Origin of the sequence: Pseudomonas sp. HT11 (genome assembly GCF_044875395.1) — a bacterium.
In the GTDB taxonomy this organism is placed as follows: domain Bacteria; phylum Pseudomonadota; class Gammaproteobacteria; order Pseudomonadales; family Pseudomonadaceae; genus Aquipseudomonas.
On sequence record NZ_CP173217.1, the window covers coordinates 2,348,170 to 2,373,031 of the forward strand.

Here is a 24,862-nt window from a genome sequence, read left to right on the forward strand (position 1 = left end):
AGGGGTGAGCTGCTGTGAGGTGGAAATTAGGCTGGGCGGCGAGGGCGCGCTTTGTTCGACGAGACAACCGTTTGGTTGGAAAAGACAATGCTGAACTGCAATTGCACCTGTGGTCCGCGTTGGTGCACGTGAGCCAACCGCGTGACGTGCGGTGCTTCTAAATGGGGATGACGGCGAAGGCGATAGCACCGAAGCCTGGCGAACGTCTCGATGGAAATCGCACGGCGGCACCTGAAGAGGCCTGCGGCTGCGCTTGGCCTGCTAATTGCTTTTGAAGGCTGGATATTGGCCGCAAATCAAACCTATCGAGCGTCAATTGCATCGTTGTTGAGGTCAGTGCCATGAACCCAAGCACGCAGTATTCGACCCTTGCCGTAGCGGCGCCCCGTCGCTTTGATTACTGGAAAGAGGTGGTTTGCCGCCATTGCCTGTCGGCAGATAGCAAACCCTTGTCCCAGAGCAGTTTTGACGGAGCGCTTGCCATCAACACTGTTGGCGATCTGGACATCTGTTCGTTGTCATCGCCGCTGCATTACTGGGAACGCTCCGAGCGGCACCTGCGCAGCGGACCGGCTGAAGACTTATGGTTGGGCTTCTCCCGAAATGGCCATGGACAAATTGAGCAAGGCGGAAGAAAAGCCAACCTGGCAACCGGAAATTTGTTTCTTTATGACGCAACTCAAGCGTTTCGATTCAGCTTCGGTGGTACCGAAAACCACCTGGTCCGTATTCCGCGAGCCTTGTTGACCGAGCGTCTGCCACGGATCGCCGATTACACGGCGATGGTCCTCGACGACCGGCGCCCCGGCGTCATTCCACTGCGTGAAATGTTGCGACAGGCTGCGAGCGCACCGACGTCGTTGCAGGATGAGCACATCTCGAATCGTTATTCAGGCGCATTGATTGACCTGCTGGTGATCAGCCTGGAACTCCAGGACCTGAAGACAACCCACCAGGAGCTGGACCTCTACGGCCGCATCATGAAGTACATTCAACGGCACCTGACCGAGCCGGACCTGTCGATTGAAGTCATCGCGCAAGCCCACAATGTGTCCACGCGAACCGTTACGCGCGCCTTCGCGCGGTACCAGAAAACCCCGGTTGCAGAGATTTGGAAGGAGCGTCTGAATGCCAGCCGTGAGGCGATCGAGCGCGGCCAGGTGCGCAGCGTGTCCCAGGCGGCGCTGGACTTCGGGTTTTCTGACTTCTCCCATTTCAGTCACGCGTTTCGCAAGGCCTTTGGTGTTGCGCCCAATACCCTCTTGCGTCGAAGTTGAGGCGCTTGATGCGCAAACGGCTGGCGACTAACCCCGGCTTTCGCTGGCCGTTTCCCGGAACAATCGGGGCGACATGCCAAATGTCGATTTGAAGTGCCGGCTGAAGTGCGAGCTGCTGCCATAGCCCCAGGCATAGGCGATCTCGGTCAGGGAACGATGGGCTTGTTCGCGGTTGCGCAGGTCCTCGGCGCAACGGGACAGCCGACGCTGCCAGATGTATTCGCTGACACTGCACCCCAACTCATCCTGAAACGCGCGGTGCAAACTGCGCACCGAGCACTGCTCTGCGTTGGCGATGCGTTCGGTGCTCAGGTCGCGGTCAGCCAGGTGGCGCTCGATATAAGCCTTGAGGCGGTTCTGCTTGAAGAAGCGGAAGTCATGTTCGAGTTGTTTTTCGTCCTGCTTGTTCTTCAGCGCGTTGTCCAGCAGCCCGGCGATACTGTCGCCGATCAGTGCGGCCGAGTGGCTGTTGAGCAACGGATAGTGCTGGTAGGCGTCGCTGATCAGGTGCATCAGCATGCGGCCCAGCCCATTGCGGGCGTTCAGGTGCATGTCGCCGGGGTGTTTCAGTTGCCCGTTGGCGCCCTGGAACAGTAGCAGAAAGTGCTCGCAGCCCTGGGGGCTCGTGACGCTAAAGGGTTTGCCGCAATCGACCAGCAGCATTTCGTCCGGCGCGACGGTGCTGTGTTGCTGGCCTTGGTCGAAATGACTGACCCCGGCGATTTGCAGGATCAGCATGCGCGGCGTGTCGAGCACGTCGAGCGCCTGGCTCAGGTGGCGTGAGTAACGATGGGCGCTGGCGGTCATGCGGCAAAAACGCAGTTGGCCCAGGTCACCGTATTCCAGCCGGCCCTGGAAGTTGCCGTCCTGCAACGGGTCGATGCTGGTGGATTCCAGGCGCTTTATATACTCCGGCGTGCGGCCCAGGTGATCACTCATGAACTCTTTCCACTTCATCAGCCGGTCAGAACAAACGACCTGTTCGGTGGACACACAGGCTAGATTATTCATTGTTTCGCCCTTTTTATTTTTGGTGTTGGCTGACCGGGCGAAGGCTGAGCCTTGCCCGATCCTGGCACGCGATCAGAACGGGTAGTGATGGCCCCCGGCTTGCCAGGTGACCCAATGTGCACGGGTAAATTCGTCCAGAGCATAGTGGCCGTTGAAGCGCCCCAGGCCGGAGTTCTTTTCGCCGCCAAAAGGAGCATTCGGCTGATCATCGACGGTAATGTCGTTGATGTGGGTCATGCCCGCCACAATCCCACGGGCAAAACTCAAGCCGCGCGCCATGTCGCGGGTAAACACCGCACTCGACAGACCGTACTCGCTTGCGTTGGCCAACTCCAGGGCATGCGCCTGATTTTCTGCCACCATCAGCGGCAACAACGGCCCGAAGGTTTCATCCCGGGCCAGGGCCTGGTCGGGACCCACTTCGCCGAACACATGGGCCGGCAGCACCAGGCCGCGCGCCTGGCCGCCGCACAATTGCTTGAGGCCGGCGCGCTCGGCGGCGTCGATTTTACCCAGCAGGCCATCGAGCTGGCTCTGGTTGACCACCGGCCCGATCACCGTGTCGGCCAGGGCCGGGTCACCGGTCTTGAGGTTGCGCACGCGCTCGACCACCAGCGCCGCGAAGTCGGCATACAGCGAGCGGTCGACAATAACCCGGTTGACGCTCATGCAGATCTGGCCCTGGTGCAGGAAGCGCCCGACCACTGCGGCATGTGCCGCTATCTCGATGTCCGCATCCGCCAGCACCACCAGCGGCGCGTTACCGCCCAGCTCCAGCGCCACGCGCTTGATGTGCTTGCCGCCGGTGGCGATACGTCCGACATTGCGGCCCACATCCGTGGAGCCGGTGAAGGAGATCAGGCTCGGTATCGGGTGCTCGACGAACGCATCGCCTATCTCCGAACCTGCGCCGACCACCACGTTCAGCGAGCCCGCCGGGAAACCGGCTTCTTCGAACAGATGGGCAATCAGCAGGCCGCCGGTGACCGCCGTATCGCTGGCCGGCTTGAGTACCACGGTATTGCCCAGCGCGAGTGCCGGGACCACTGAGCGCATGCTCAGGTACAGCGGGAAGTTCCACGGGCTGATTACACCGACCACCCCCAGTGGCTCGCGAAACACGAAGCTCTGTTCGCCAGGCTTGTAGCTGGTCAGGATCCGGCCCTCGACCTGCATCGGCAGCGTTGCGCACTCGCGCACCAGGCTGAGGGTGAATTGCCATTCCATGCCCGCCTTGATACGGGTGCTGCCGGACTCATGGATCAGCCAGTCGATGATTTCTTCGCGACGGTTCTGGATGACCTGGGCGAGTTTTTCCAACTGCGCGCTGCGTTGGGTCGGGTGCAGCGCTGCCCAATCGGTTTGCGCGCGCCGGGCGGCCTGGTAGGCGTCGTCCAGGTCGGCCACCGAGGCCAGGGGCATTTCCAGCAAGGACTCGCCGTTGAAGGGGTTGCGGTCGTCCAGGCGTCGTGCAGAACGACCTGCACGCCAGGTGCCGTTGATGTACTGGTCGCCGTTGATGGCGTAGGGCGCGATGATTGGAGTTGTCATTGTCTTACCTTAGAGGCAGGTAGCCGCGTCAATTTAAGGGGAGGAGAGGGCAGGCCCTGTGGTTGAACGTATTCAGCTTCGGATCCAGGCGCGCCCCCAGGAATTGAGGGTGTATTCCTCTTGTGGCCAGACCCCGGGTGGACGGCTGGCTTCGGTGATTTCCAGCTCGGCAGAGAACTCCAGGCGGTTGCGGTCAGCGTCGACCACCATGAAGAACAGATTGTTGCCGGGACCGTGGCGACCCGGGCCGAAGAACAGGGTGATGCGCTCCTTGGCGAAACGGTCGCCCCAGTCGCGAATGTCGTTCCATTCATTGGTTTCGTAGCAATGGTGGTCCCATTCGTTTTTCGAACCGCGGAAAAACGCCAGTGAATGGTGCTCATCGTCCGAGCGCAGGAAACAGGTGGTGAGCTGGCCGCTTTGCTCGTCCACGACATTGTCCGAGACGGTAAAGCCCACTGTGTTGACGTAGAAGTCGATCATCGCTTCCAGTTCGGTGGTCTGGAACACCACGTGCTGCAGGCGTCCCGGCATGCCCTTGGGGTTGGCCGTGGATGCGTTGCGGGCGACGCCAAAGACGGTTTGCCGTCCCTGGGGATCACGGATTTGAAAGGCGCCCGCTTCCAGCAACGGCGAGTCGAGCGGTTCGACGCTGCACCCTTTGGCTACCAGGCGCGCGTGCAGCTCGCTCAAGCGCGGCTGGCTGCCCAGGTCGTACGCCGCGGCGAGCAGGCCGCTGTGGTCGGCGGGCGAAATCAGCATGGCTCGCTGGGGCCCCTGGAGCAGCCAACTGCCGTCGGCTTGCGCCAGGCCGTCCATGTCCAGCAGACGCCGATAGAACTCGACTTGCTGCTGGGGATCTTTGCTTGCCAGGTGCAGATAGCACAGGCGTGCGGGTGTGGAAGTCTGCAAGGTTTGCATAAACACCTCTGGGGCTGAAGGTTCAGGGGTAGACGGGTGCCATGCGTGGCTCAGCCGCGCAGTTGTTCGTCAGGGTGATGCCGAACAGCGTCTGCAATGATTCGGCGGTCTGGTCTTGGGTGGCCATGTCGAAGATGGCGGCGATATAGCGATCCGGGCGTAGCAGCAAAAACTGTTGGCTGTCGCCGAGCACGCCCTTGAGCGCCTCTTCACGGTCTTGCAGCACGGTGCAGCCCGGGAGCGAGGGCAGTGTCTGCCAGTGCGCGGGCAGGATCAGGATGCGCTTGGCTTCCAGGTGGTCCCAAAGACCGTGGTGCAGTTGGTCAAGACGCTGGTGGGCAGGGTCGCCATATTGAATAAGCGCAAAGCCGTCCCCGAGGCTCGCGTCCAGCAGGTGGGCATGGCCTTGGGCGTCGGTCAGCAATGGTTGAGGAAACATTTGCCCACAGGCTAGCTTTCCCGCCTTGCCTTCGGGCAGCACCAGGCCTTTGGTAAACCGCGGCTTGGGCTTGAAGCGCATTTGCAGGAAATAATCGCGCAGCGGTGGCACCAGGCCGATCAATGCGAAGGCCGCGCTGATCAAACGAGCCCGCAGTACGGTGGCCGGGGCCATGACCACGCCCAGGTTCAGGGCCAGCTTGATCAAGGCCCAGGCATGGTCGCGCCGCTCGCTTTCGTAGGACAGCAGGGCGGTCGCGGCCATTTTTCCCTTGATGACGCCGATCAGCTTCCAGCCAAGATTGTGGGCATCGCGAACGCCGCTGTTCATCCCTTGCCCGGCGTAGGGCGGGGTCAAGTGTGCGGCATCGCCGGCGAGAAAGACGCGGCCCACCTGCCAACGCTCGGCAACGCGAGCGTGAAAGGTGTAGACCGTCTTGCGCACGATGGACACCGGGGCATCCCCCTTGAACGGACGAAGCAGTGTGTGCAGGCTCTCGGGGCTCAGTGCTTGCGCATCGGCTTCCCCAGGCTTGAGCTGGAACTCGAAGCGCCGTGTGCGGTGCGGGCCGGGTACTTCCACGACCGGGCGTCTGGCATCGCAGTACACGCGGGTCTGCCAGAACGGATCGTCGTCCTGGTCGGTATCGACCACCAGCCAGCGTGAGGCGAAGCTGGACCCGACCATCTCGATCCCCAGTTGCTTGCGCACCGGGCTGCGCCCGCCGTCGCAGGCGATCAGGTAGCTGGCCTTGACGTCGAGCAGTTGGCCATCGGCGTCCATGATCAACGCACGCACGCCGTGTTGATCTTGAGTGAACTCCAGCAGTTCGTGATTGAAGCGTGCTGTCAGGCTCGCAAAGCGCTCAAGGCCGTTTTTCAGCGTGCTTTCAAACAACGGCTGGCGAAAGGCGTTACGTTTGGGAAACCCGTATACCTTGCCGGTGGGCTCGACCTTGCCAAAGCAACGACCGCCCGGGCGGGTAAAGTAGTGCACGCCGTAGCCGGGCACCACGTCGCGCAGTACGGCGTCATCCAGCCCGATCGCCTGCATGGTGCGCAGGGATTCATCGTCGATCGAGACGGCGCGGGGTTCGGTCACGGTACCGGCCTTGCGGTCGATGATCAGCGTGTCGACATTGGCCTGGCCGAGCAGGTTGGCCAGGGTCAGCCCGGTGGGGCCGGCACCGATGATCAGGACTTGAGTGCTGAAGCTGTTGAGGGTTGTCATTGTTATTCCCTTCCAAAGGTTTCAGTCCGGCTGTCGGGGGGCGTGGGTGAGCGCCGCCATGCGTTGCGAAAGCGCCTGCGCGAGGCTGAGCATCTGTGCCCCTTGTTGCGCTTCCAGGGTGTTGTCGCGCTCCTCGATCGGACGAACGCAGCTGATGCTGCCAACCACCTTGCCGTCGCTGTCGAGGATCGGCGCCGCCAGGCCGTAGACACCGGGATCAATTTCAGCCGCGCTGGCGACATACCCCTGACGGCGTAGTTGCTGCAGTGAGCGGCGGAACTGTTCCCAGGTGTGGCCCAGGTTGCTGGCGCGGACTTCGTCGGGGTTTTCCAGGAACAGTTGGTTGTGCTGGCGCGAAGTCATGTTGGCGAGGATCGCTTTCGAGGTGGCGCCGAGGAACAGCGGCCTGGGTGAACCACGGGAATAGCTGACCTCACTGAACAACTCGCCCTGTTGGTGGATGCACACCACCTGGTCCTTGAACAGCCGGCAGATCAGCCACACTTGCTGCTCGCTCCAGCGCGGCAGGTCCTGCTCCAGGGACTGTGCCGCGCGCACCAAGGGGTCGCTGAGGCGCAATTGGCGGTCCCAAGTGATAATCCGCGCGCCCAGCGCGTAACGTCCGGCCTCGACTTGAAACAACAGGCTCGCCTCGGCCAGTTCGCGAACGTAGCGGTAGATGGTCGAGCGGGTATAACCGAGTTCCGCGCCCATTACGTCGACCGCCCAGATCGGGCTGGCTTCGGTGAATAAATCCAGGACCCGCAGCATGCGTTCCAGGCTCGAGCCTTTGTTATCGGCGTCCTGTTCCGGCGGGGCTTGTGATTCAGACACTGGCTTCATGGCTTACTGCTCGTCGGCGATGCTGTTGTGCAGGATGCCGATACCGGATATCTCGACCTCGACGGTATCGCCAGGCTTCATCCAGACCGGCGGTTCGCGGAAGGCGCCGACACCACCGGTGGTACCGCTGACAATCACATCGCCGGGCGCCAGTTCGGTGAAGGTTGAGCAGTACTCGATCAATTGGCGCACGTCGAAAATCATGTCGCTGGTGCGGGTGTGTTGCATCACTTCGCCGTTCAGGCGCGTGGTCAATTCCAGGTCCTGGGGGTCGCCGATTTCATCGCCGGTCACCAGCCAAGGACCGAAACCGCCGGTGCTCGGAAAATTCTTGCCAGGCACGAACTGGATCGTGTGCTTCTGCCAGTCGCGGATGCTGCCATCGTTGTAGCAGGCATAGCCGGCCACATAGTCCAGTGCATCCGTCGCTTTGACGTGCCGTGCGGTTTTGCCAATGACCACCGCGAGCTCGCCTTCGAAATCCAGCTTGTGCGAAGCCTTGGGGCGAATGATCGGTTGCAGGTGGGCCACCTGGCTGTCGGCGAAACGCGTGAAAATCATCGGGTAAGTCGGCATTTCACGGCCGGTTTCACGCACGTGGGTGGCGTAGTTGATGCCGATGCACAGCACTTTGCCGGGGTTCGCGATAACCGGCAGGAACGTCACGTCTGCCAGTGCCACGCGTGGCAGTGGCGCGAGCACGGCCTGGGTCAGTTCTCCCAGGCGGTTGACGGCAATCGCCTGCTTGAGGTCGGCGCCAAAGGTGGCCTTGACCGATTCCAGGTCGATTATCTGATCACCGTCAACCACACCGTAAGTCGTGCGGCCTTGAACAACGAAGCTTGCGAATTTCATGAAGCGTCCTCTCGGAAAGGGGAACGGGAGCGGGGCAGTAATGGGGTTAATCTAGGCTTATGCATTAATCCTGTAAAGTGGGATTTATGCATAAATCTCGTATTGCGGAATAAATGTGGTTTTTGTGTTCGATCATCGAATCGAGATTTCCAACGCCAAGCAACCCGCGCCATTCCATGGGGGGTGGATGGCGACGGGTGTGGCTATTGGAGGAGAGGGGAATGCCAGGCCGACTTAACGTGGCACCCAGCAGCCGTGCAGCGACATGCGCATGCGAAACGGGATTTTGATGCGTGCGATAGGGCCCGCTGACATGTCAGCCGAGTCCAGTACCACCAGTTCGCTGCGGCCTTCGGCAATCAGGTTGAGCAGGCAGACCACGTAGCCATCACCTTCCGGTGCCTCAGCCGAGCGTGGAATGAAAATGGGTTCCTGAAAGCATCCGCTGTCACCGGGGAACCAGGCATCGGTGACGCCGGTTGTCAGGTTGAGGTGCGCCAGCAGGTTGAAGAACTGAAACGGCATCGGCCCGTTCGACGGGTTATAGGGCCGCTGCGGATCGAAGGCGAGCAAGAACCCGTGTTCATACTGGCGGCCTATGTAGCGGTCATCGCAGCGGGGAAACTCACAGGGGTAGTCCGTCAGTGCCTGGGGTTGCAGTTCATCCTGTGAGCTGTGGAGGTCGAACACCCAGCGCATCAGGCTGGCTGCCAGGGTTTCCGGCGGTGGTACGAAGCCGTCCGCTTGGGGGAAGAAATAGAAAATATTGCCGCCGGTGACCGGCATGTCCAGGTAGATTTTCCCGTCTGCGTCGAAGGCATTCAGGGTATGGCCCTGGAAGCCGTCCTTGGGCCCCTTGAACCAGCGCACGTCCCGCGCGTGTCCATGGCGGGGCACCACGGCAAACAGCTGGGGCAGCTCGGGCTGCCACTGGAAATGCTGGCCGCCGTTTTTCATGCGTTCGACGTCCACCGTCAAGGGGATCAGTGGGAACACCACGTAATGCTCGGTGACCGCGAAGTCGTGGACCATCGCGGCGTAGGGCGCCTGGAACCAGATCTCATGCAGCAGTTTCCCCTGCGGCGAAATCTCGAAATAGGCCATGTCGGGTGTGCCGTCGCCTTTGGCTTCGTAACTGAAGGCCAGCAGGTTTCCGGTGACCGGGTCGAGCTTGGGGTGGGCCGTGAAGGTCGCAGCGTCGATTTGCCCGTCGAAATTCCACTCGCCGAGGGTCTCCAGTGTCTGCGGGTCCAGCGCCCAGGGCATGGCATCCTCCTTGAGTGCCAGCAGGACGTTGTTGTGCGCGATCACCGAGGTGTTGGCGGTGGTGTTGTTTTTTGCCGCGAGCGGGTCGTTGGTGTAGGCGTTGCGGTACACACCATTGAGCGAACGTCCTTCACGGCGTTGAGCGACCAATCGGTCGGTCAACACGTAGCGGCGGCGCAGCGAGACCTTGCCATCGGCAAAGTAAAAGCCGCTGACCAGGGCGTCGCCGTTGAAGAATATATCGGTGCCCAGCATGGGCGGGTACTGCGGGTCCGGTGACACCTGGTAAAAGGTGCCACGGATCGCTTCGGGGATCGCGCCTTCAACCTCAAGGTCATACACCTCGCCTTCGACGCGGCTGGGTGTGTACAGCGCCCCGGAAAATTCGGGGGTGTTGGGGAATGGAGTATTCATCGCTTCATCTCATGGATCGGTTTCGTTAATGACATTCAGGCCGATTGCGTCGAGAGCGCCTGCCCACAAGGCTTCACGCCTCGACGGAAGCGAGCCACCACCAGGCACGAGATGATCAAGGCCAGCACATAAGCGCAGGCGGCCAGCCAGCCCACCGCGCGAAAGTGTCCATCACCCACCACCAGCGCGGCGCCAAAGGGGCCAAGCCCTTGGCCGACGAAAATCGCGGCGTTGCCCAGGCCCGCCAATCGACCGGAGGGGTCCAGTTCGGCGGCCATCGAAAGCAGGTACGGCAAGCTGAAAAACCACACCATATGAATCAGGCAAGCCGTGGTGGCGAACGCAACGGTACTGTCGCCGTAGACCATGATCAGCGTCGCCAGCAATGCGGTGCCAAAACTCAACAGTTGCGGGAACAACAAACCCAGGCGTCGTCCGATCATCCCGGAGAGTCCCGCACCCAGGGCGCCGGCCAGGATGCTGCCACCGAGGATGGCGCCGATTTGCTGGGGCTCCAGGCCCAGACTCTTGCCGATTCGCTCCTGATACACCCACAGGGCGGAATGCCCGAAAAACAGCAGCGCAAACAGTGCGATCAGCAGCATGGAGGTCAGCCCGAACGGCCGGGCCGCACCGTGAGCAATGCGATGGGCGTCTGAGTAGTGCCTGGGTATTCTCCAGCAACCCAGTGCGGCAAGCAGGCTGGTGATGGCCAGCAGGAAAAAGGCACCTTGCACGCCAAACGCCTGCAAGAGCAGGGGCATGGACGTCACCAGCAGCATGCCCCAGAGCAGGTTGCCGATATTGATCACGGCAAATGTCGCGTCTTTTGACCTGCGCAGTGCAGCGGTTGCATACACCACCGCCATGACCGCGCCACCGCTGGCACCGCAGATCACCCTGAAAACCACCAGCCACGCCTGGCTGTGAAGCTGGGTGCTGACCAGGTTGCCGGCGGCCAATATCAACAAGGCAACCAGCGCAAAGCGGCGGCGGTCGACACGTGCCATCAGCAGCGCACATACGCCGCAGGCGATGGCCATCGCGATCAGCTCAGCGGCGAAAATCACGCCGATGGCATTGAGCGGCACACCCAGCTGATCAATCAACGCGCCACCCAGGATCGGCTGGATCTGCAGCGTGCCCAGGGAAATGACCATCATCAGGCAAATAGCGCCCAGTGATTTCTTGCTGTCGATGGAGTTGAGCGCATTCATCAAACATCACCTCAGTCAGAACTTGTGAACGTAGCGAACCTGCACGGCGTAATCGGTTTTGCTGCGGTTTTCCACGCCGGTCTCTTTATAGGTATTGAGCCAGAAGGCCTTGTCCTCGGTTATTTTCCAGAACAGGCCGGGGCCGATGCCGAGCACCTTCTCGCGAGAATTGCTCAGGCGATCGCCGTTGGCCTGGTCATCTGAAATCTGCCTGAAGTAATAGCCGTTGATCCCGACCGAGACCTTCGGGAACACCTCGTACGAGGCCGTGAAGTTGGCCCAGGCGGACTGCCCTGCCTGGGTGTCGCGCACCGGTCGCCCTTCATAGAACTGTGCCGAACTGCTGGCCGGGTCGTCGTTCTTGAAGTTGTACAGGTAGTTCAAGCGCCAACTCACTTCCCAACGCGGTGCCGGCATCAAGGTGGCGGCCCAGTAGGGGTTGAAGGAGAAGTAATTGGAGCCGGGGTTCAAGTCCTTGTGTTTGTCGTACTTGCCGGTGGGCAGGATCGTATCGAAGGCCACGCGCTGCACAAACACGGGCCGGCCCTCGGCGTTGACGATCGGGTCGAACTGGATCTGCGGGCCGACGGTAACGTCACCCAGACCGACCCCGTTGTCCTTGAGCTTGACACCGTTGTCGCCAAAGTCGCCGTCCAGGGAGACCACCGGGACCAACAGGCTCCAGCCCAGGTGCGCGCCGCCACCGATGGTGTTGGGTGAGTAATAGCTGAATTGGTTGATCAGGGTAATGACATTGATTTTCGGGTTATCGAAGTTGCGGTTGTCTTTGCCGGCATTGTCACGAATGCTGCTGGACGTACTGAACTTCAGGTAGGTCTGATGCGTCAGCCCGGGTGGCCCGGCGAAGCCGTCGTAGAAGCTGGTGCCGCCCAGGTTGATACCGCTGGGCTGGCTGACGGAAGGCGGAGGAGGGCCCTCAGCAGCCTGGGCGGCAAGTGATACGAAGCTGAAAGCCAGGCACGCTGGCAAGGATGCGTTCAGTTTCATTGACGTCGCTCTATTATTGGAGTTGTGAGCTGGGGTTGCTTCCCCTGGCGCTTCAACTTTAATTCTTGAGCTTTGCTGTTGCTTGAACGCAGCGGTCAGAGTTGACTGAGAGCGCCAGGTTGATGGCGCTGTGGTTTGTGGCGCACGTGATGCCTGGTGTGCCTTATGGCATTCAGGAGGGCAGTGATAACAACCAGGCGCTGACTGTTTTGAACGCCGCAAGGCACAGCGCTCAATGCGCTCCACAGGGACCGACTTTGCCCAGGGCAGGGCCAACACCGGAAGTTCGGGGCCCCGGGCTCGCTATCGTTGTCCTGGGGCCATCCGATCATTTCAGCAGTGGTCTTATTACCTGCGGTTCTCGCTTACCACCACTAACCCCATGATGACGGCCGCCGCCAGCATGCCTGCGGTCATGAAAATATAGGCCGCTCCCGGATTGCCTGTCAGGCCGATGAGGTAGCCGACGATCCACGAACCGAGAAATGCGCCCAGCGCGCCACAGGCATTGATCAGCCCGATAGCACCGCCGAATACGTTGGCCGGCAGCAACTCCGGAATCAACGCAAAGAAGGGGCCGTAAGGTGCGTACATCGCCGCCGCCGCAATGGTCAGCAGGGTGAATGACAGCCAGAAGTGCGTCGAACCCAGCAAGTAAGAACCCAGAAAGGCCAAGGCGCCGAGGGCCAGCAGCGGCCAGACGAACAGTTTACGCTGCCCGGTTTTGTCCGAGGCCCAAGAGACCGCCAGCATGGTCACTACTGCGGCCACGTAGGGCACGGCACTCAGCCAGCCGGTGGTGACGATGTCAGACGCCGAGGCCTGCTTGATGATCGACGGCAGCCACATGATGAAGCCGTACACGCCGATGCTCCACAGTGCATGCACCAGACACAGCTTGATCACCAAGGGTGAGGTGAATGCCTGACGGTAGTTGCGCATCACCTTCATGTTTTTTTGTTCGTCGGCCAGTGTGGCGGCCAGTCGGTCTTTCTCCTCGCGAGTCAGCCAACTGACTTCCTCGGGTTTATCCCGCGCCAGGCGCCACCAGACAAACGCCCAGAGCACCGCCGGTGCGCCTTCGATAATGAACATTTCTCGCCAGCCCCAGGCGTGGATCAGGTAGCCGGAAACTACCGACATCCATAACACCGTGATCGGGTTGCCGAGGATCAGAAAGGTATTGGCGCGTGAGCGTTCCTTGCGGGTGAACCAGTTGCTGATGAAGATCAGCATCGCCGGCATCACTGCCGCCTCCACCACCCCCAGTGAGAATCGAATGATCATCAGCATCGGGATATTGGTCACCAGGCCCGTGGCCATGGCGCAGAAGCCCCACAGGATCAGGCTGCAGAACACCAGTTTGCGCACGCTGTAGCGTTGGGCATAGATGGCGCCGGGCACTTGGAAGAAGAAATAGCCTAGAAAGAACAGCGAACCGATCAGCGAGGACGTGCCCTTGCTGATGTTCAGGTCCTGCTCGATGCCGGAGGCGGCGGCGAAGCCGTAGTTCGCCCGATCGAGGTAGGCCAGGCTGTAAGTGATGAAGATCAGCGGGATCAGGTAGAGCCAGCGTTTGATCGCAAAACGCTCGGACTTGGACCCGCGAGTGGCACGGGTGTCTCCTGCCGAGAGAGCAGTCTCTTTGATGGTGTTCATGAATAGCCCTTCATTATTGTTGTAATCGAGGGTGTTGCATTCAGGTGCAGCGGATCAGCGCCGGGGCCTTGGCGCAGACGCCAGGCGAGGGGTGACCGACGTCGCCCCCGGGACCTTTCAGGGACGCGCCGCCGTGCCGTCCGGCAGGCGTGCATTGGTCCAGCTTGGAATGCCGCCCTGGCACGGATAGCGCTTGGCTTTTTCCTCGTCGATGTCCACGCCGATACCCGGCCGGTCACTGAGGTAGGCGTATCCACGGTCGATTTCCGGGCAGCCAGGGAAGACGTCCAGCAGATTGTCGTTGAGCGGGGTCCATTCCTGGATGCCGAAGTTGGTGGTGCTCAGGTCCAGGTGCAGGTTGGCGGCCACGCCGACCGGCGAGATATCGCCCGGGCCATGCCACGCCGTGCGCACACCGTGGAACTCGGCGAAGGTGGCGATTTTTTTCGCCGGTGTAATGCCGCCGACCGTGCTGACATGGCAACGGATAAAGTCGATCAGGTTGTTCTGGATCAGCGGCTTGAATTCGTTGACGTTGGTGAACAGTTCACCCATGGAAATCGGGGTCGAACTCTGTGCGCGCAGGGTTTTCAACCACTCGATGTTTTCCGGTGCAACAGGGTCTTCGAGGAAAAACAACTGGTGTTGTTCGAGGTTCTTCGCCAATTGCACGGCGGCGATCGGCGACACGCGTTCATGCACGTCGTGAATGAACTCGACACCGAAACCCAGCTTGTCGCGCAGGTGATCGAACAGTTTGGGCACGGCACGCAAGTAGGCATCCGGATCGAAGTAGATACCGTGGGTCTTGTTGCGCGGTGAGATTTTCGGTTGGATGTTTTTCGCCCTGGCCAGCTTGCCGGCGATCAGCTTCAGGTCTTCGGTGCCGGAGCCTCCGTACATGCCCATCTGGCAGCGCACGTGCTGATAGCCTTCTTCCATGGCTGCGCGAATGCTGTCTTCCACTGCGACTTCATCTTCACCGTCACAGTGGCGGTACAACGGCACGCCATCGCGGCAGCGGCCACCGAGCATCTGGTAGACCGGCAACCCGGCGACCTTGCCCTTGATGTCCCACAGCGCCATGTCCACACCGGACAGTGCATTGTTCATGATCGGCCCGGAGCGCCAGTAACCGCTGACGGCCGCCGACTGCCAGATGTCTTCGGTGCGCAGCGCATCCTTGCCGATCAGGAAGGGTTTCATGTACTGCTCGATGGCCGCCTCGACCGCGAAGATACGCTGGGTAAACGTTGCACAGCCCAGGCCGTAGAGCCCCGGCTGGTTGGTTTCCACTTTTACCACCACCAGATCAATGCCGCCTGGCGCGGTGAGAATCGTTTTTACATTTGTGATTGTTATGGATTCCATCTCGCTCTCCCATTGAGCTGTCGTTTGCTTATGTCTTGAATCCGTCGCCGGCATTGCTGCGTGACTCGATGAGCCGTGCCTCGTTGATCGCGTCTACGTTGTTGGCCATCGCCTCGTTGAGGGTCTCGGCCGCAGCCACGGCGTCATGGTTTTTAATCGCCATGTAGACCTTGATGTGCGCATTGACGCTTTCCAGGGTGACCCCCAGTACGCGATTCAACTCTTCGAGGTAATACAGGTAGATGTGCCGGATCGAATCCATGGCATGGATGAAGATCTTGTTGTGCGAGGCCTTGACGATGGCGTAGTGGAAGTCAAAGTCGGCCTGGGAATAGCGTTTGTAATCGTCCTTGTTCACCAGCATCCGGTTCAGGGCCGCTTCCAGCAGGGCGATGTCGTCGCTGGTGGCGTGCTTGACTGCCAGTTCCATGCAGCGAAACTCCACGGCCTCGCGAAACACCCGCATGTCTTCGAATTCTTCCTGGGACAGATGCATGATCGGCTGGCTGTCATTGAGCACGCCGTGCTGCTCAAGGTCCTTGATGACGAAGGTGCCCTTGCCCTGATGCGTTACCACGATGCCCAGGCCGCGCAACCGCTGGACCGCGCTGCGCACACTGACCCGACTCACGTCGAAGGTGGCGATCAGCTCGGATTCGGAGGGCAGCTTGCTGCCGGGCGGCCAGAGACCCTCCAGAATGTTGTGCTTCATCTGCTCGTAAACAGCGTTGACGGTGTTTTGCGTTTTGACGATTTCACGGTTCATTTTTGTGGTTTTCAACTCGTCACATAAGTTTGATTCTTTTAGCACCTTCCGCCAATAAATCTAAGAAGTAAATACATTGAAGGGGAGAAAGTGGATTTTTTTCTTGATTATTGCGCCGATTCGAGATCAGGATAGCCTCAGGTTGTCCCATGAGTTCGTATTTTTACGGCCAACTTATTAGTTAAGTTGTGGCGTCGCCAGGCGTATCGGGGCTTTGTTCCAAGAATAAAAAACGCTGAACACCGAGGAAATCATGTCATCACTTTTCGATTTGAGCGGACGCACCGCACTGATAACCGGTTCCACTCGCGGCCTGGGTTTCTCCTACGCACTTGGGCTTGCAGAGGCGGGTGCCACGGTGATCCTCAATGGCACCGACGCGGCGCGTCTGGAAGACGCCGTCGGCCAGCTCGCTGCCAAGGGGCATCGCGCCACGGGTCATCTGTTCAATGTCGCGGATGAAGCGGCGGTGGAGGCGATGTTCCGCGAACTCGACAGCCAGGGCGTGCTGGTCGATATCGTGATCAACAACGCAGGTATCCAGCACCGTCAGCCGATGCTCGAGTTGGCGCTGGCCGATTGGCAGCGAGTGCTGGACGTCAACTTGACCAGTGCCTTCATCGTTGGCCGGGCGGTGGCCAAGCGTCTGGTGGCCGCTGGGCGTGGCGGCAAGATCATCAACATCGGCTCCCTGACCAGCGAAGCGGCCCGCGCCACGGTTGCGCCTTACACGGCTGCCAAGGGTGGCATCAAGATGCTGACCAAGGCCATGGCCGCTGAATGGGCGCAGTTCAATATCCAGTGCAACGCCATCGGGCCGGGTTACATCCTGACCGAAATGAACGCGGCCCTGGTGGACAATCCGGACTTCGATCATTGGGTTAAAAGCAGCAACCCGACCCAACGCTGGGGGCGCCCCGATGAGTTGATCGGCACGGCGGTCTACCTCTCATCCCAGGCCTCTAACTATGTGAGCGGCCAAATTATTTATGTCGATGGAGGCTGGCTGGCCACGCTCTGACCGGGTCCGTTCGATAAGGCGGGCATTGCCTGTTCGCCATGCCCGCGGGCGCAAGCACTTACCTGATAAATACAAATAAATAGGTAGAGCGATGAAACCCACACGCGCAAGACTTTCGGTCTTGGCCATGCTGTTTGTGGTCACGGCAATCAACTATATGGACCGCGCCAACCTGTCGGTGGCCGGCTCGGCGATTCAAGGCCAGTTCGCCTTGTCGCCGACCCAGTTGGGCCTGCTGTTTTCGATGTTCACCTGGTTCTACGCCATGAGCCAGGTGCCTGTCGGCTACGTACTCGACCGCGTGGGGCCACGACGCTTGTACGGCGGCGCGATTATCCTATGGAGTCTGTTCACATTTGTCATGGGCTTCGCTTCCCATCATATGTTCGCCACCGCGTCGGCGTCGTTTGTGATGCTGCTGGTCTGCCGCGCGCTGATCGGCGTCGCTGAAGCCCCATCGTTTCCTTCCAACACCAAAATCATCGCCAACTGGTTTCCCGACCATGAGCGGGCGCGAGCCACCGCGGTCTATTCGAGCGCGCAGTACATTGGCCTGGCGGTGCTGACGCCGGTGCTGTCTTACATCGTCGCCACCTGGGGCTGGGAAGCGTCCTTCTACCTCTCTGGGGCAGTGGGCATCGTCTTCGGCATCTATTGGCTGATCGCCTATCGCGATCCCCAGCACAGCACCAAAGCTAATCAGGCAGAACTGGACATGATCCGCGACGGTGGTGGTTATGGTTCGGCCAACCAGCGAGGCAACAGCACCAGGGTCAACTGGCCGGACGTACGCCACGTGCTGCGTCAGCCGACGGTGTGGGGGTTGTTTATCGCTCAGTTCGCCGCGTCCTCGACCCTGTATTTCTTCCTCACTTGGTTCATCGTTTATCTGGAAAAAGGCCTGGGCCTGTCGATTGCCACCGCCGGGATCGGCGCCATGTTCCCGTATCTGATGGCCATGTGCGGCGTGCTGTGTGGCGGCGTACTCAGCGATATGCTGCTCAAGCGCGGTCATTCGCGCACCAAGGCGCGCAAGATTCCGGTGATGTGCGGGCTGGCGGTGACGACCAGCATTTGCCTGGTGAATTTTTTCGAAGACCAGCCGGTGATTGCCATCGCGATTCTGTCCGTGGCGTTCTTCGCCAATGCCTTCTCCAATCTTGGCTGGGTGGTGTGCAGTGACGTCATTCCACGGCACCTGATCGGCACGCTGGGCGGTTTTTTGAATATCTTCGGCAATTTGTCGGGGATCATCAGCCCGATTGTTATCGGGGTGATTCTGGAGCGCACCCACAGCTTTCAGTACGCCATGTTTTACATCGCCGCCGTGGCATTGATGGGGCTGCTCGCTTACACCTTTCTGGTGGGCAAGATCGAAGTCGTCGAGCTGCCAAACAAGCAATCCACATCCGCACCTGAATCTGACCGCCCGCTGGGCAAACCTTCCCAGGCATGAGGTAAATCGCAATGGCCATTCAAACAATCGAAAACCGCGCCTGTGTCGCCTACGGGATCAAGGACGTACGCCATACATCGCTGCCCCTGGCGTACTCCGACGAGGAGCAGGTCCTGGTCAAGGTCAGTCGCGGTGGGATCTGCGGCTCCGATATTCATTATTACCAGCATGCCAAGGCGGGCATGTCGATCCTCAAGAACCCGCTGGTGCTGGGGCACGAGTTCATCGGGGTGATTGCCGCCGTGCCCACGGGCAGCACGCTGAAGGTCGGGCAGCGGATTGCAGTCAACCCGTCGCAGCCGTGCAACCGCTGCGCACTGTGCCTGGAGGGCAAACAGAATGTCTGTCGCAGCATGAAGTTCATGGGCAGCGCGCAATTCAACCCCCATGTGAACGGTGGTTTTTCTGACTACGTCGCCGTGACTGAGCAGCAATGCGTGCCGTACGCCGACAGCTCCAAAGACAGCGTGATGGTGTTCGCCGAGCCGTTGGCTGTCGCCATTCACGCGGTGCATCAGGCCGGTGACCTGGTGGGCAAAAAGGTCCTGGTCACCGGCTCCGGCCCGATCGGGTGCCTGGTGATGGCGGCCGCGCTCAAGGCGGGTGCCGCCGAAGTGGTTGCCACCGACATGAGCGAGCGCTGCCGCGAACTGGCCCTGCAAATGGGCGCGACGCTCGCCGTGGACCCGACCGACACCGCACGCACCGCGCCATGGGCCGAGGAGGGCGGGTACTTCGATGTCTGCTTCGAAGCCTCCGGTTCACCGGCAGCCATCGCCTCCACGGCAGCGTTCACGCGTCCCAAAGGCACGGTGGTGCAAGTGGGCATGGGCCACAACACGGTCGAGATGCCGCTGGGCCTGCTGCTGGTCAAAGAAATCAAATTGGTCGGCTCGTTCCGTTTTATCGACGAATTCACCACATCGGTGCGCTGGCTGGAGAGCGGCCGTATCGATCCGCTGCCGCTGCTGTCCGCTGAGTTCAATCAGCACCAGGTGGTTGAGGCACTGGAGCTGGCCGGCGACAAAAGCAAAGCGGCGAAGGTGCAACTGATCTTCGCTTGAACACCGTTTTACGCCTCGGCCCTTCCCCTGCGAGGGGCTGTTTATGAACCGCATCGGATAATTGAACGTCATGACTTCCATTGCGCCGCCCCAAGCGGCTCTGCGTATTGCCCTGATCGGCGAATGCATGATCGAACTGCAACAACGCTCTGATGGCCAGCTAAACCAGAGCTTTGGCGGCGATACGCTGAACACGGCCGTTTATTTGCGTCGCCTGCTCGCTGCCAAATGGCAGGTGTCTTATGTCACGGCGCTGGGCGATGACAGTTTCAGCGATGCCATGTGCGCCGCCTGGGCCAGTGAGGGGCTGGACCTGTCGCTGGTGCAGCGTCTGCCGGGACGCCTGCCGGGGTTGTATTGCATCCAGACTGACGCCCAGGGCGAAAGGCGTTTTTTGTATTGGCGCAACGAAGCCGCCGTCCGCGAGTGTTTTACCCAGGCTGCGGCTGCGCAAGTATTGACGGCGCTGGACGACTATCGCGTGTTCTATCTGAGCGGCATCACACTGGCCGTGCTCGGTGAAGCGGGACTTGATCGCGTGTTGCCGCGATTGATCGCGGCGCGTGCGCGCGGCGCCAAACTGGTATTCGACAATAACTACCGGCCCCGCCTGTGGCGCGACCGTCAGCAGGCGACAGAGACCTATCAACGCCTGCTGCCTCATCTGGATCTGGCCTTGTTGACCCTTGACGATGAGCAGGCCCTGTTCGAGGAGGCCGACGTCGAGTCGATCTTCAAACGCTACCGGCAAATGGGGGTGAATGAGGTGGTGATCAAGCGCGGTGCGCAGAGCTGCCTGCTTCAGTACCAAGGGGCGTTGCACGAAGTCGCTGCGACCAGGGTTGCCAGGGTGATTGATTCTACCGCCGCCGGTGATGCGTTCAGTGCCGCTTACCTGGCCTGTCGGCTGCAAGGAGGCATACCGCAGCAAGCGGCTGCCGAAGGTCATCGACTGGCCGGGCGAGTCATTCAGTACCCGGGGGCAATAATTGCACGGGAGGCAATGCCTGGATTTACGCAATAGACGCTTCGGCGTGTTTTTTCGTTTGGCGCGTGGTTGACCACCACTGGTGCGGTTGAACGGCCGACGCCGGGAACGACCCACTACGCCTGCAAGTCTACCTGTATCTACTCATCGGTAAGGTACAGCGCTATGGATAAGACAATCACCGTGGATCAACTGGCGACGGCCGACCTTGGATCAATCAACGAGATATGGCTGGGCGAGACGCATACCCAGCTGTGCCTATGGCGTGGTGAACAAGTCTTCACTCACGAAATGATGAGCGAGGGCACGCACGACCAGAATGTCCAACGCCTGTGCTTGCAGTTGGTCAACCCTGACGATCAGGCGGCAGTGGCCAGCATTGAATCGATCGTGCGCGAACGGTTGAAAAAGATGGGGAAGGAGGGCGAGTTTTATCCGGCTGAAGAGGCGGACACTCACCAATAGTCAGTATTTGGCGTTTGCATTATGGTCACTACGCAGAAGGTCATGGGCGTTCTGGATGCAATCAACGGCCGGTGGAGCAGGGGGACGATGCGCTTGGCCGGCGTGCCTATCGATCCGGATTGGGGCATGCGAAGAGAGATGATGAGCCAACGTTTCACGACCCGTGTCGATCAGCTTTGGACTGTTTACTGCCGGTAGATACGGTCCAGGCACGGGATTTCTATTCTCCCAGTAGCTGAACTTACTCTTTCTATGGGATTCAATTCATGACCCCGGACGCGTGTCGACAGGTTTACCAGTTCATGCACATGTCTTTTTTGGTGTAACGTAACAACACATCTAGAAGAGGTTTCCCATGTCTAAACTCGCAGAATTTCGTCAACTCGAAAAACACCTGGCTGAGCAACTTCAAGCGCTCGAAGCGCTTAAAGGCGACGCCGGTCTAAAGAAAGAAATTGAATTTGAAACCAAGCTTCGCGATTTGCTCGCAAAGTATGGCTATAGCCTCAAAGACGTGATCAATCTGCTCGATCCACAATCCAAGGGCCGCGCTACTGCACCGGTGCCAAAAGCGGGCACCCGCAAAGCTCGTCAGGTAAAGGTTTATAAAAACCCGCACACTGGAGAAACCATTGAAACCAAAGGTGGTAATCACAAAGGCTTGAAAGAGTGGAAAAGCAAGCACGGCGCTGACACGGTTGAGTCCTGGCTTACCAAGTAAACTTCGCTTGAACACAAAAAGGGCTTAAAGAGCCCTTTTTTTTATTCAGGGTTTGAGTGATTTGCTGCGTCTGCAGCGCTCCGAGCAATAGCGTACTTCGTCCCAGCAACGGGCCCATTTCTTTCGCCATGTGAACGGAAGCCCACAGGTAGCACAGTTTTTGACTGGAAGCTCTGACTTTTTCAAGAGGCGTCCTTGATATTAAATTCGTATGCCCCTACCTGATCAACCCGTGAAACGGTGCGCATCTCAAGCGCAAATCAGCAGTCCTGAAACTCAAGGCAATAGCTATCTTTTCATGAACTTACTTCGAGCGTCTTACATAAGTCCTCCAAGACAAGAGGAGAGAGGTCGTGTCTAAGCTTCATCCAGAAAATCGTGAGAATAACTCGACATTCAAAAACTTTAAAATCCAGTGGGCGTTGATGAGCGCCTATGAACGCTTCGAGCAACTGGTGGTGCTGACGCTGAGCCTGATCATAGCGCTGGTGATCGTTATCGCCGTGTTGCAACTCTGCAGGAATGTAGTGCCCCTTCTGATAGGGGGAGCCATTGATCCGCTGGATCACAACGCATTCCAAGCACTATTCGGCTCCATTTTCACGGTATTGATTGCCTTGGAATTCAAGCATTCGATAGTGCGACCCGCCCTCAGGCGAAACAGCGTCGTGCAGGTCAGAACGGTACTGATGATTGCGTTGCTGGCCCTGAGCCGAAAATTTGTCATCCTCGATTCGGCCGTCACTCCGGCTTCGACCATCGCGGCGCTAGGTTTCGCGACGCTGGTACTGGGTCTGCTTTGCTGGCTTTTGCGACACCGCGACCTGTCTGAGTAGCATGCGCCGCCCTCAAGCAGCTGTCGCATTCGCTCGCTGCAGGCGCGTTCTGGCGAAAGAAAATCGGTTCAAAGCTGCGCCTGCGCGGCACGCTGTGCGCAAGGCTTTCACCCTAGATTTTGAGTTGGAAAATTTTTTCGAGATGCCCTTGAAAATGTTTTGGTAGTACCTATTTTCGGTTTTACGCGATGCCGCAAACGGGTCGCGTCTTAAATCACTTGGAGAAAACTCAGGAGATTTTGCTATGGCTACTACTCTCTCTTTGGCCCCTCTGTTTCGTCAGTCTGTGGGTTTTGATCGCTTCAACGACCTGTTTGAATCGGCGCTTCGTAGCGAGGCCGGTAACACCTATCCACCTCATAACGTCGAGAAACACGGTGATGATCAATACCGCATCGTGATTGCAGTGGCGGGCCTTACTGAGGAGGACATAGACATTCAGGTTGAAAATGGCGTATTGAACGTTTCTGGTGGAAAACGTGAAAACGACGAGAAGGTGACTTACCTTCACCAAGGGATTGCGCAGCGGGCGTTCCGCTTGTCCTTCCGGCTGGCTGACCATATCGAGGTGCAGGGTGCATCGCTCACCCATGGTCTGTTGGCAATCGAGCTGCTTCGAGTGATTCCCGAAGAAGCCAAGCCAAAACGCATCCAGATCGGTACCGCCGGCAAGCCAGACCAGCGTCAAGTAAGCCTGCAATAATTCCCTTTAAGGCGCTCTTCGGAGCGCCTTTTTCTTATTGGCGTTTAATGCGCGATGACGTCAGTGCTGATGCGGCGTGTTCGTCGGATCAACGATCTGGAAAACCTTGCCCTGACGCCACCCATCCGCGCCTGGCGCAACGGCCGGTGCCGGTATGTCCACTCGCGCGTTCTTCTTTTGCGCGCTATCGACGCCGAATCGACGATCCCGATCTGCAACCATCTGGGGGGCTGCCTGCCCATCTGCTGTGAAACCCATCATGAGCTGAGGCACGCCCAGGGGCAGGTCTTTATTGAGATCGGTATGCCAGGTATGCCACGTCTTGCCATAGGTATGGACGAGCTTTTCCATCAATGCATGCTCGGCTACTTCAGGGATGCCGGGCGCTATGAGCTGACCTGATTTCACTTCGTGAACATGACTGTGCCAAAGCGCTTGCTCGGCTTTGGGCAGACCGGCAAACAGTTGTTCGCTGATGATGTACTCGACCCCCATCAGTTTGGCGTCCTTGCGATTGCCATCGTAGATCACACACTGGATGACTTCCTCGTTGAGGATGGCGCAGTAATGGTGGGCCTCCATCTGGGCATTCATATGGCCGTTATAAAAATGGAAGCCATCCAGGTAGGCATTCAATGCGTCTATCGGCGGGCGTGATTGAAGCAGTGCGGCGCCTGCATCCAGAGACTGCGTAGTGGGCGATTTGGTATCCCCCGGCGCGACGACGTTAGAGGGCGAGTTATTGCCCGCACAGGCGGCGAGCAATGGAGCCAGCACCGCCGCGCACAGCGTGTTGATCCCATAGGGTTTGCAGATTGCGCTCATTGGAGAGTCCCTTCAGTCGATTTCATTGTGTGCCTGCCAGGCTGCTTGAAAAGGGTTTTGGCACACCATTCGATTACAGCGCTTTGGATATCCATCGGGCAGCGTCATACGGCTGTTAAAAAACTGGATGGGTTGTGGGAAATCACGGCCTGGAGGCGACTTCCTCTAAATGCTGCAAAAGATCTTGCGGGTCCTCGTACACCCTCAGCGCTCCGGCTCTTTCAAGCTCGCTGATATCGTAGCCACCGGAAAGCAAGCCGACGCCTGTCGCTTTGCAGCGCCTTGCCGCAAGCATGTCCCATATGGCATCTCCCACTACCACACAATCCTCAATCGGCACGTTGAGCTTGCGCGCTGCGGCAAGGAAAAGATCTGGATCCGGCTTGCCGTATTTAACATCGTCGCGGGTGATTATATTGATCTCGTTAATATCCAAGCCAAGCGCTTCTAAATTGATCTTGGCAGTAGACAAACCGCCGCTGGTGGCGATGCACCACTGTTTATTTTCTTCAGTCAGTGTTTTTAATAACTCGACTGAACCTGGAAGTGCCGTTATCTGGCCTTTGAGGGCCTCGTAGGCAGCGGCATGTTTTTTACTTAACGTCGCGCCTTGCGCTGCAGTAATGGTTACACCCGTTTCACGCGACAGGGTCTTTAACATGAGCCCTCCGCTCATGCCGATCTTGCGATGGATACGCCACATAGCCAGCGGGATGCCCTCGGAATCAAGTGCCTCTTTCCACGCCGCCACGTTTTGGTAAACGCTGTCGGTGAGCGTGCCATCGAGGTCGAATATAAAAGATGTTTGAGGTCGCATGGCGTGTCTCCAGGTTGATAGCTGTAATGTTCGTGACGGGTAGTTCGTTGGCAGTTTGAGATTAAGCGGTCATTGTTTTTTCAATTCGTTCATCATCAGCGGGCCGCTCTAACGCGACCCCCATTGCCTATCTCCCGT

General features: G+C 59.0%; 24 protein-coding genes and 1 pseudogene. 10 read left to right on the forward strand and 15 right to left on the reverse strand.

Features of this window, described 5'->3' with window-relative positions; all coding sequences use genetic code 11:
* Window positions 1-341: 341 nt before the first annotated feature.
* The gene (locus ABWL43_RS10905) at window positions 342-1,277 is read left to right on the forward strand and encodes a helix-turn-helix domain-containing protein (RefSeq protein WP_145163500.1); all 936 of its coding nucleotides are present in this window, start codon (window positions 342-344) and stop codon (window positions 1,275-1,277) included.
* Window positions 1,278-1,304: 27 nt separating this feature from the next.
* Here ABWL43_RS10905 and ABWL43_RS10910 read toward each other — a convergent pair whose 3' ends face one another.
* The 12 genes from ABWL43_RS10910 to ABWL43_RS10965 form a co-directional block, all read right to left on the reverse strand.
* Window positions 1,305-2,288, reverse strand: a complete 984-nt coding sequence (locus ABWL43_RS10910; RefSeq protein ID WP_145163502.1) for a helix-turn-helix domain-containing protein — start codon at window positions 2,286-2,288, stop codon at window positions 1,305-1,307.
* Between the two features lie 72 nt (window positions 2,289-2,360).
* On the reverse strand, window positions 2,361-3,839 hold the full coding sequence (locus tag ABWL43_RS10915; RefSeq protein ID WP_242200152.1) for an aldehyde dehydrogenase family protein: 1,479 nt from the start codon (window positions 3,837-3,839) through the stop codon (window positions 2,361-2,363).
* A 72-nt stretch (window positions 3,840-3,911) separates the two neighbouring features.
* Window positions 3,912-4,760, reverse strand: coding sequence for a VOC family protein (locus ABWL43_RS10920; RefSeq protein ID WP_242200150.1), 849 nt, complete (start codon window positions 4,758-4,760; stop codon window positions 3,912-3,914).
* A 22-nt stretch (window positions 4,761-4,782) separates the two neighbouring features.
* Window positions 4,783-6,429 carry a bifunctional 3-(3-hydroxy-phenyl)propionate/3-hydroxycinnamic acid hydroxylase gene (locus ABWL43_RS10925; RefSeq protein ID WP_404487662.1) on the reverse strand — a complete coding sequence of 549 codons (1,647 nt, stop codon included), beginning with the start codon at window positions 6,427-6,429 and terminating at the stop codon, window positions 4,783-4,785.
* A 21-nt stretch (window positions 6,430-6,450) separates the two neighbouring features.
* Window positions 6,451-7,272 carry an IclR family transcriptional regulator gene (locus ABWL43_RS10930; protein WP_369302693.1) on the reverse strand — a complete coding sequence of 274 codons (822 nt, stop codon included), beginning with the start codon at window positions 7,270-7,272 and terminating at the stop codon, window positions 6,451-6,453.
* Window positions 7,273-7,275: 3 nt separating this feature from the next.
* Window positions 7,276-8,127, reverse strand: a complete 852-nt coding sequence (locus ABWL43_RS10935) for a fumarylacetoacetate hydrolase family protein (protein WP_404487663.1) — start codon at window positions 8,125-8,127, stop codon at window positions 7,276-7,278.
* A gap of 234 nt (window positions 8,128-8,361) precedes the next feature.
* On the reverse strand, window positions 8,362-9,807 hold the full coding sequence (locus ABWL43_RS10940; RefSeq protein ID WP_404487664.1) for a carotenoid oxygenase family protein: 1,446 nt from the start codon (window positions 9,805-9,807) through the stop codon (window positions 8,362-8,364).
* A 35-nt stretch (window positions 9,808-9,842) separates the two neighbouring features.
* The gene (locus ABWL43_RS10945; RefSeq protein ID WP_145163516.1) at window positions 9,843-11,024 is read right to left on the reverse strand and encodes an MFS transporter; all 1,182 of its coding nucleotides are present in this window, start codon (window positions 11,022-11,024) and stop codon (window positions 9,843-9,845) included.
* 15 nt (window positions 11,025-11,039) lie between these two features.
* Window positions 11,040-12,032 (reverse strand): transporter, encoded by a 993-nt coding sequence (locus tag ABWL43_RS10950; RefSeq protein WP_145163518.1) that lies wholly within the window; start codon window positions 12,030-12,032, stop codon window positions 11,040-11,042.
* 348 nt (window positions 12,033-12,380) lie between these two features.
* A complete protein-coding gene (locus ABWL43_RS10955; protein WP_145163520.1) occupies window positions 12,381-13,691 on the reverse strand; it encodes an MFS transporter in 1,311 nt (436 codons plus the stop codon).
* Window positions 13,692-13,808: 117 nt separating this feature from the next.
* A complete protein-coding gene (locus tag ABWL43_RS10960; RefSeq protein WP_145163522.1) occupies window positions 13,809-15,062 on the reverse strand; it encodes an enolase C-terminal domain-like protein in 1,254 nt (417 codons plus the stop codon).
* 28 nt (window positions 15,063-15,090) lie between these two features.
* Entirely contained in the window at window positions 15,091-15,828 is a 738-nt protein-coding gene (locus ABWL43_RS10965; RefSeq protein WP_177017707.1) for a FadR/GntR family transcriptional regulator, read from the reverse strand.
* Window positions 15,829-16,081: 253 nt separating this feature from the next.
* Between ABWL43_RS10965 and ABWL43_RS10970 the strand changes: the two genes are divergently transcribed.
* From ABWL43_RS10970 to ABWL43_RS11000, 7 genes and pseudogenes are all read left to right on the forward strand, one after another.
* Window positions 16,082-16,849 carry an SDR family oxidoreductase gene (locus tag ABWL43_RS10970; protein WP_404487665.1) on the forward strand — a complete coding sequence of 256 codons (768 nt, stop codon included), beginning with the start codon at window positions 16,082-16,084 and terminating at the stop codon, window positions 16,847-16,849.
* 91 nt (window positions 16,850-16,940) lie between these two features.
* Complete coding sequence (locus ABWL43_RS10975) at window positions 16,941-18,305, forward strand: MFS transporter (protein ID WP_404487666.1); 1,365 nt, start codon at window positions 16,941-16,943, stop codon at window positions 18,303-18,305.
* Between the two features lie 11 nt (window positions 18,306-18,316).
* Window positions 18,317-19,369, forward strand: a complete 1,053-nt coding sequence (gene idnD / locus ABWL43_RS10980; RefSeq protein WP_262206191.1) for an L-idonate 5-dehydrogenase — start codon at window positions 18,317-18,319, stop codon at window positions 19,367-19,369.
* A gap of 70 nt (window positions 19,370-19,439) precedes the next feature.
* Window positions 19,440-20,393: a sugar kinase gene (locus ABWL43_RS10985; RefSeq protein ID WP_404487667.1), complete on the forward strand. Its 954-nt coding sequence runs from the start codon at window positions 19,440-19,442 to the stop codon at window positions 20,391-20,393.
* Between the two features lie 129 nt (window positions 20,394-20,522).
* Window positions 20,523-20,822 carry a hypothetical protein gene (locus ABWL43_RS10990; RefSeq protein WP_404487668.1) on the forward strand — a complete coding sequence of 100 codons (300 nt, stop codon included), beginning with the start codon at window positions 20,523-20,525 and terminating at the stop codon, window positions 20,820-20,822.
* Between the two features lie 42 nt (window positions 20,823-20,864).
* A pseudogene (locus ABWL43_RS10995) lies at window positions 20,865-21,020 on the forward strand (DUF4113 domain-containing protein); the annotation flags it as partial.
* Window positions 21,021-21,177: 157 nt separating this feature from the next.
* Window positions 21,178-21,543, forward strand: a complete 366-nt coding sequence (locus ABWL43_RS11000) for a histone-like nucleoid-structuring protein, MvaT/MvaU family (RefSeq protein ID WP_404487670.1) — start codon at window positions 21,178-21,180, stop codon at window positions 21,541-21,543.
* Between the two features lie 45 nt (window positions 21,544-21,588).
* Here ABWL43_RS11000 and ABWL43_RS11005 read toward each other — a convergent pair whose 3' ends face one another.
* The gene (locus ABWL43_RS11005; RefSeq protein ID WP_404487671.1) at window positions 21,589-21,729 is read right to left on the reverse strand and encodes a DUF2256 domain-containing protein; all 141 of its coding nucleotides are present in this window, start codon (window positions 21,727-21,729) and stop codon (window positions 21,589-21,591) included.
* A gap of 239 nt (window positions 21,730-21,968) precedes the next feature.
* Between ABWL43_RS11005 and ABWL43_RS11010 the strand changes: the two genes are divergently transcribed.
* A complete protein-coding gene (locus tag ABWL43_RS11010; protein WP_124528285.1) occupies window positions 21,969-22,379 on the forward strand; it encodes a phosphate-starvation-inducible PsiE family protein in 411 nt (136 codons plus the stop codon).
* Between the two features lie 244 nt (window positions 22,380-22,623).
* Complete coding sequence (locus ABWL43_RS11015; RefSeq protein WP_145163542.1) at window positions 22,624-23,082, forward strand: Hsp20 family protein; 459 nt, start codon at window positions 22,624-22,626, stop codon at window positions 23,080-23,082.
* Between the two features lie 60 nt (window positions 23,083-23,142).
* On the opposite strand, the gene ABWL43_RS11020 is transcribed toward ABWL43_RS11015, so the two are convergent.
* Together ABWL43_RS11020 and ABWL43_RS11025 are read right to left on the reverse strand one after the other, a co-directional pair.
* Window positions 23,143-23,907 carry an OBAP family protein gene (locus tag ABWL43_RS11020; protein WP_404487672.1) on the reverse strand — a complete coding sequence of 255 codons (765 nt, stop codon included), beginning with the start codon at window positions 23,905-23,907 and terminating at the stop codon, window positions 23,143-23,145.
* 142 nt (window positions 23,908-24,049) lie between these two features.
* Window positions 24,050-24,724, reverse strand: a complete 675-nt coding sequence (locus ABWL43_RS11025; RefSeq protein ID WP_145163545.1) for an HAD family phosphatase — start codon at window positions 24,722-24,724, stop codon at window positions 24,050-24,052.
* Between the last annotated feature and the right edge of the window lie 138 nt (window positions 24,725-24,862).

Excerpts from the sequence above, each read along its gene's own strand:
- ABWL43_RS10905 (WP_145163500.1), top strand. The coding sequence starts at position 342 with ATGAACCCAAGCACGCAGTATTCGACCCTTGCCGTAGCGGCGCCCCGT.
- ABWL43_RS10910 (WP_145163502.1), bottom strand. The coding sequence starts at position 2,288 with ATGAATAATCTAGCCTGTGTGTCCACCGAACAGGTCGTTTGTTCTGAC.
- ABWL43_RS10915 (WP_242200152.1), bottom strand. The coding sequence starts at position 3,839 with ATGACAACTCCAATCATCGCGCCCTACGCCATCAACGGCGACCAGTAC.
- ABWL43_RS10920 (WP_242200150.1), bottom strand. The coding sequence starts at position 4,760 with ATGCAAACCTTGCAGACTTCCACACCCGCACGCCTGTGCTATCTGCAC.
- ABWL43_RS10925 (WP_404487662.1), bottom strand. The coding sequence starts at position 6,429 with ATGACAACCCTCAACAGCTTCAGCACTCAAGTCCTGATCATCGGTGCC.
- ABWL43_RS10930 (WP_369302693.1), bottom strand. The coding sequence starts at position 7,272 with ATGAAGCCAGTGTCTGAATCACAAGCCCCGCCGGAACAGGACGCCGAT.
- ABWL43_RS10935 (WP_404487663.1), bottom strand. The coding sequence starts at position 8,127 with ATGAAATTCGCAAGCTTCGTTGTTCAAGGCCGCACGACTTACGGTGTG.
- ABWL43_RS10940 (WP_404487664.1), bottom strand. The coding sequence starts at position 9,807 with ATGAATACTCCATTCCCCAACACCCCCGAATTTTCCGGGGCGCTGTAC.
- ABWL43_RS10945 (WP_145163516.1), bottom strand. The coding sequence starts at position 11,024 with ATGAATGCGCTCAACTCCATCGACAGCAAGAAATCACTGGGCGCTATT.
- ABWL43_RS10950 (WP_145163518.1), bottom strand. The coding sequence starts at position 12,032 with ATGAAACTGAACGCATCCTTGCCAGCGTGCCTGGCTTTCAGCTTCGTA.
- ABWL43_RS10955 (WP_145163520.1), bottom strand. The coding sequence starts at position 13,691 with ATGAACACCATCAAAGAGACTGCTCTCTCGGCAGGAGACACCCGTGCC.
- ABWL43_RS10960 (WP_145163522.1), bottom strand. The coding sequence starts at position 15,062 with ATGGAATCCATAACAATCACAAATGTAAAAACGATTCTCACCGCGCCA.
- ABWL43_RS10965 (WP_177017707.1), bottom strand. The coding sequence starts at position 15,828 with ATGAACCGTGAAATCGTCAAAACGCAAAACACCGTCAACGCTGTTTAC.
- ABWL43_RS10970 (WP_404487665.1), top strand. The coding sequence starts at position 16,082 with ATGTCATCACTTTTCGATTTGAGCGGACGCACCGCACTGATAACCGGT.
- ABWL43_RS10975 (WP_404487666.1), top strand. The coding sequence starts at position 16,941 with ATGAAACCCACACGCGCAAGACTTTCGGTCTTGGCCATGCTGTTTGTG.
- idnD (WP_262206191.1), top strand. The coding sequence starts at position 18,317 with ATGGCCATTCAAACAATCGAAAACCGCGCCTGTGTCGCCTACGGGATC.
- ABWL43_RS10985 (WP_404487667.1), top strand. The coding sequence starts at position 19,440 with ATGACTTCCATTGCGCCGCCCCAAGCGGCTCTGCGTATTGCCCTGATC.
- ABWL43_RS10990 (WP_404487668.1), top strand. The coding sequence starts at position 20,523 with ATGGATAAGACAATCACCGTGGATCAACTGGCGACGGCCGACCTTGGA.
- ABWL43_RS11000 (WP_404487670.1), top strand. The coding sequence starts at position 21,178 with ATGTCTAAACTCGCAGAATTTCGTCAACTCGAAAAACACCTGGCTGAG.
- ABWL43_RS11010 (WP_124528285.1), top strand. The coding sequence starts at position 21,969 with ATGAGCGCCTATGAACGCTTCGAGCAACTGGTGGTGCTGACGCTGAGC.
- ABWL43_RS11015 (WP_145163542.1), top strand. The coding sequence starts at position 22,624 with ATGGCTACTACTCTCTCTTTGGCCCCTCTGTTTCGTCAGTCTGTGGGT.
- ABWL43_RS11020 (WP_404487672.1), bottom strand. The coding sequence starts at position 23,907 with ATGAGCGCAATCTGCAAACCCTATGGGATCAACACGCTGTGCGCGGCG.
- ABWL43_RS11025 (WP_145163545.1), bottom strand. The coding sequence starts at position 24,724 with ATGCGACCTCAAACATCTTTTATATTCGACCTCGATGGCACGCTCACC.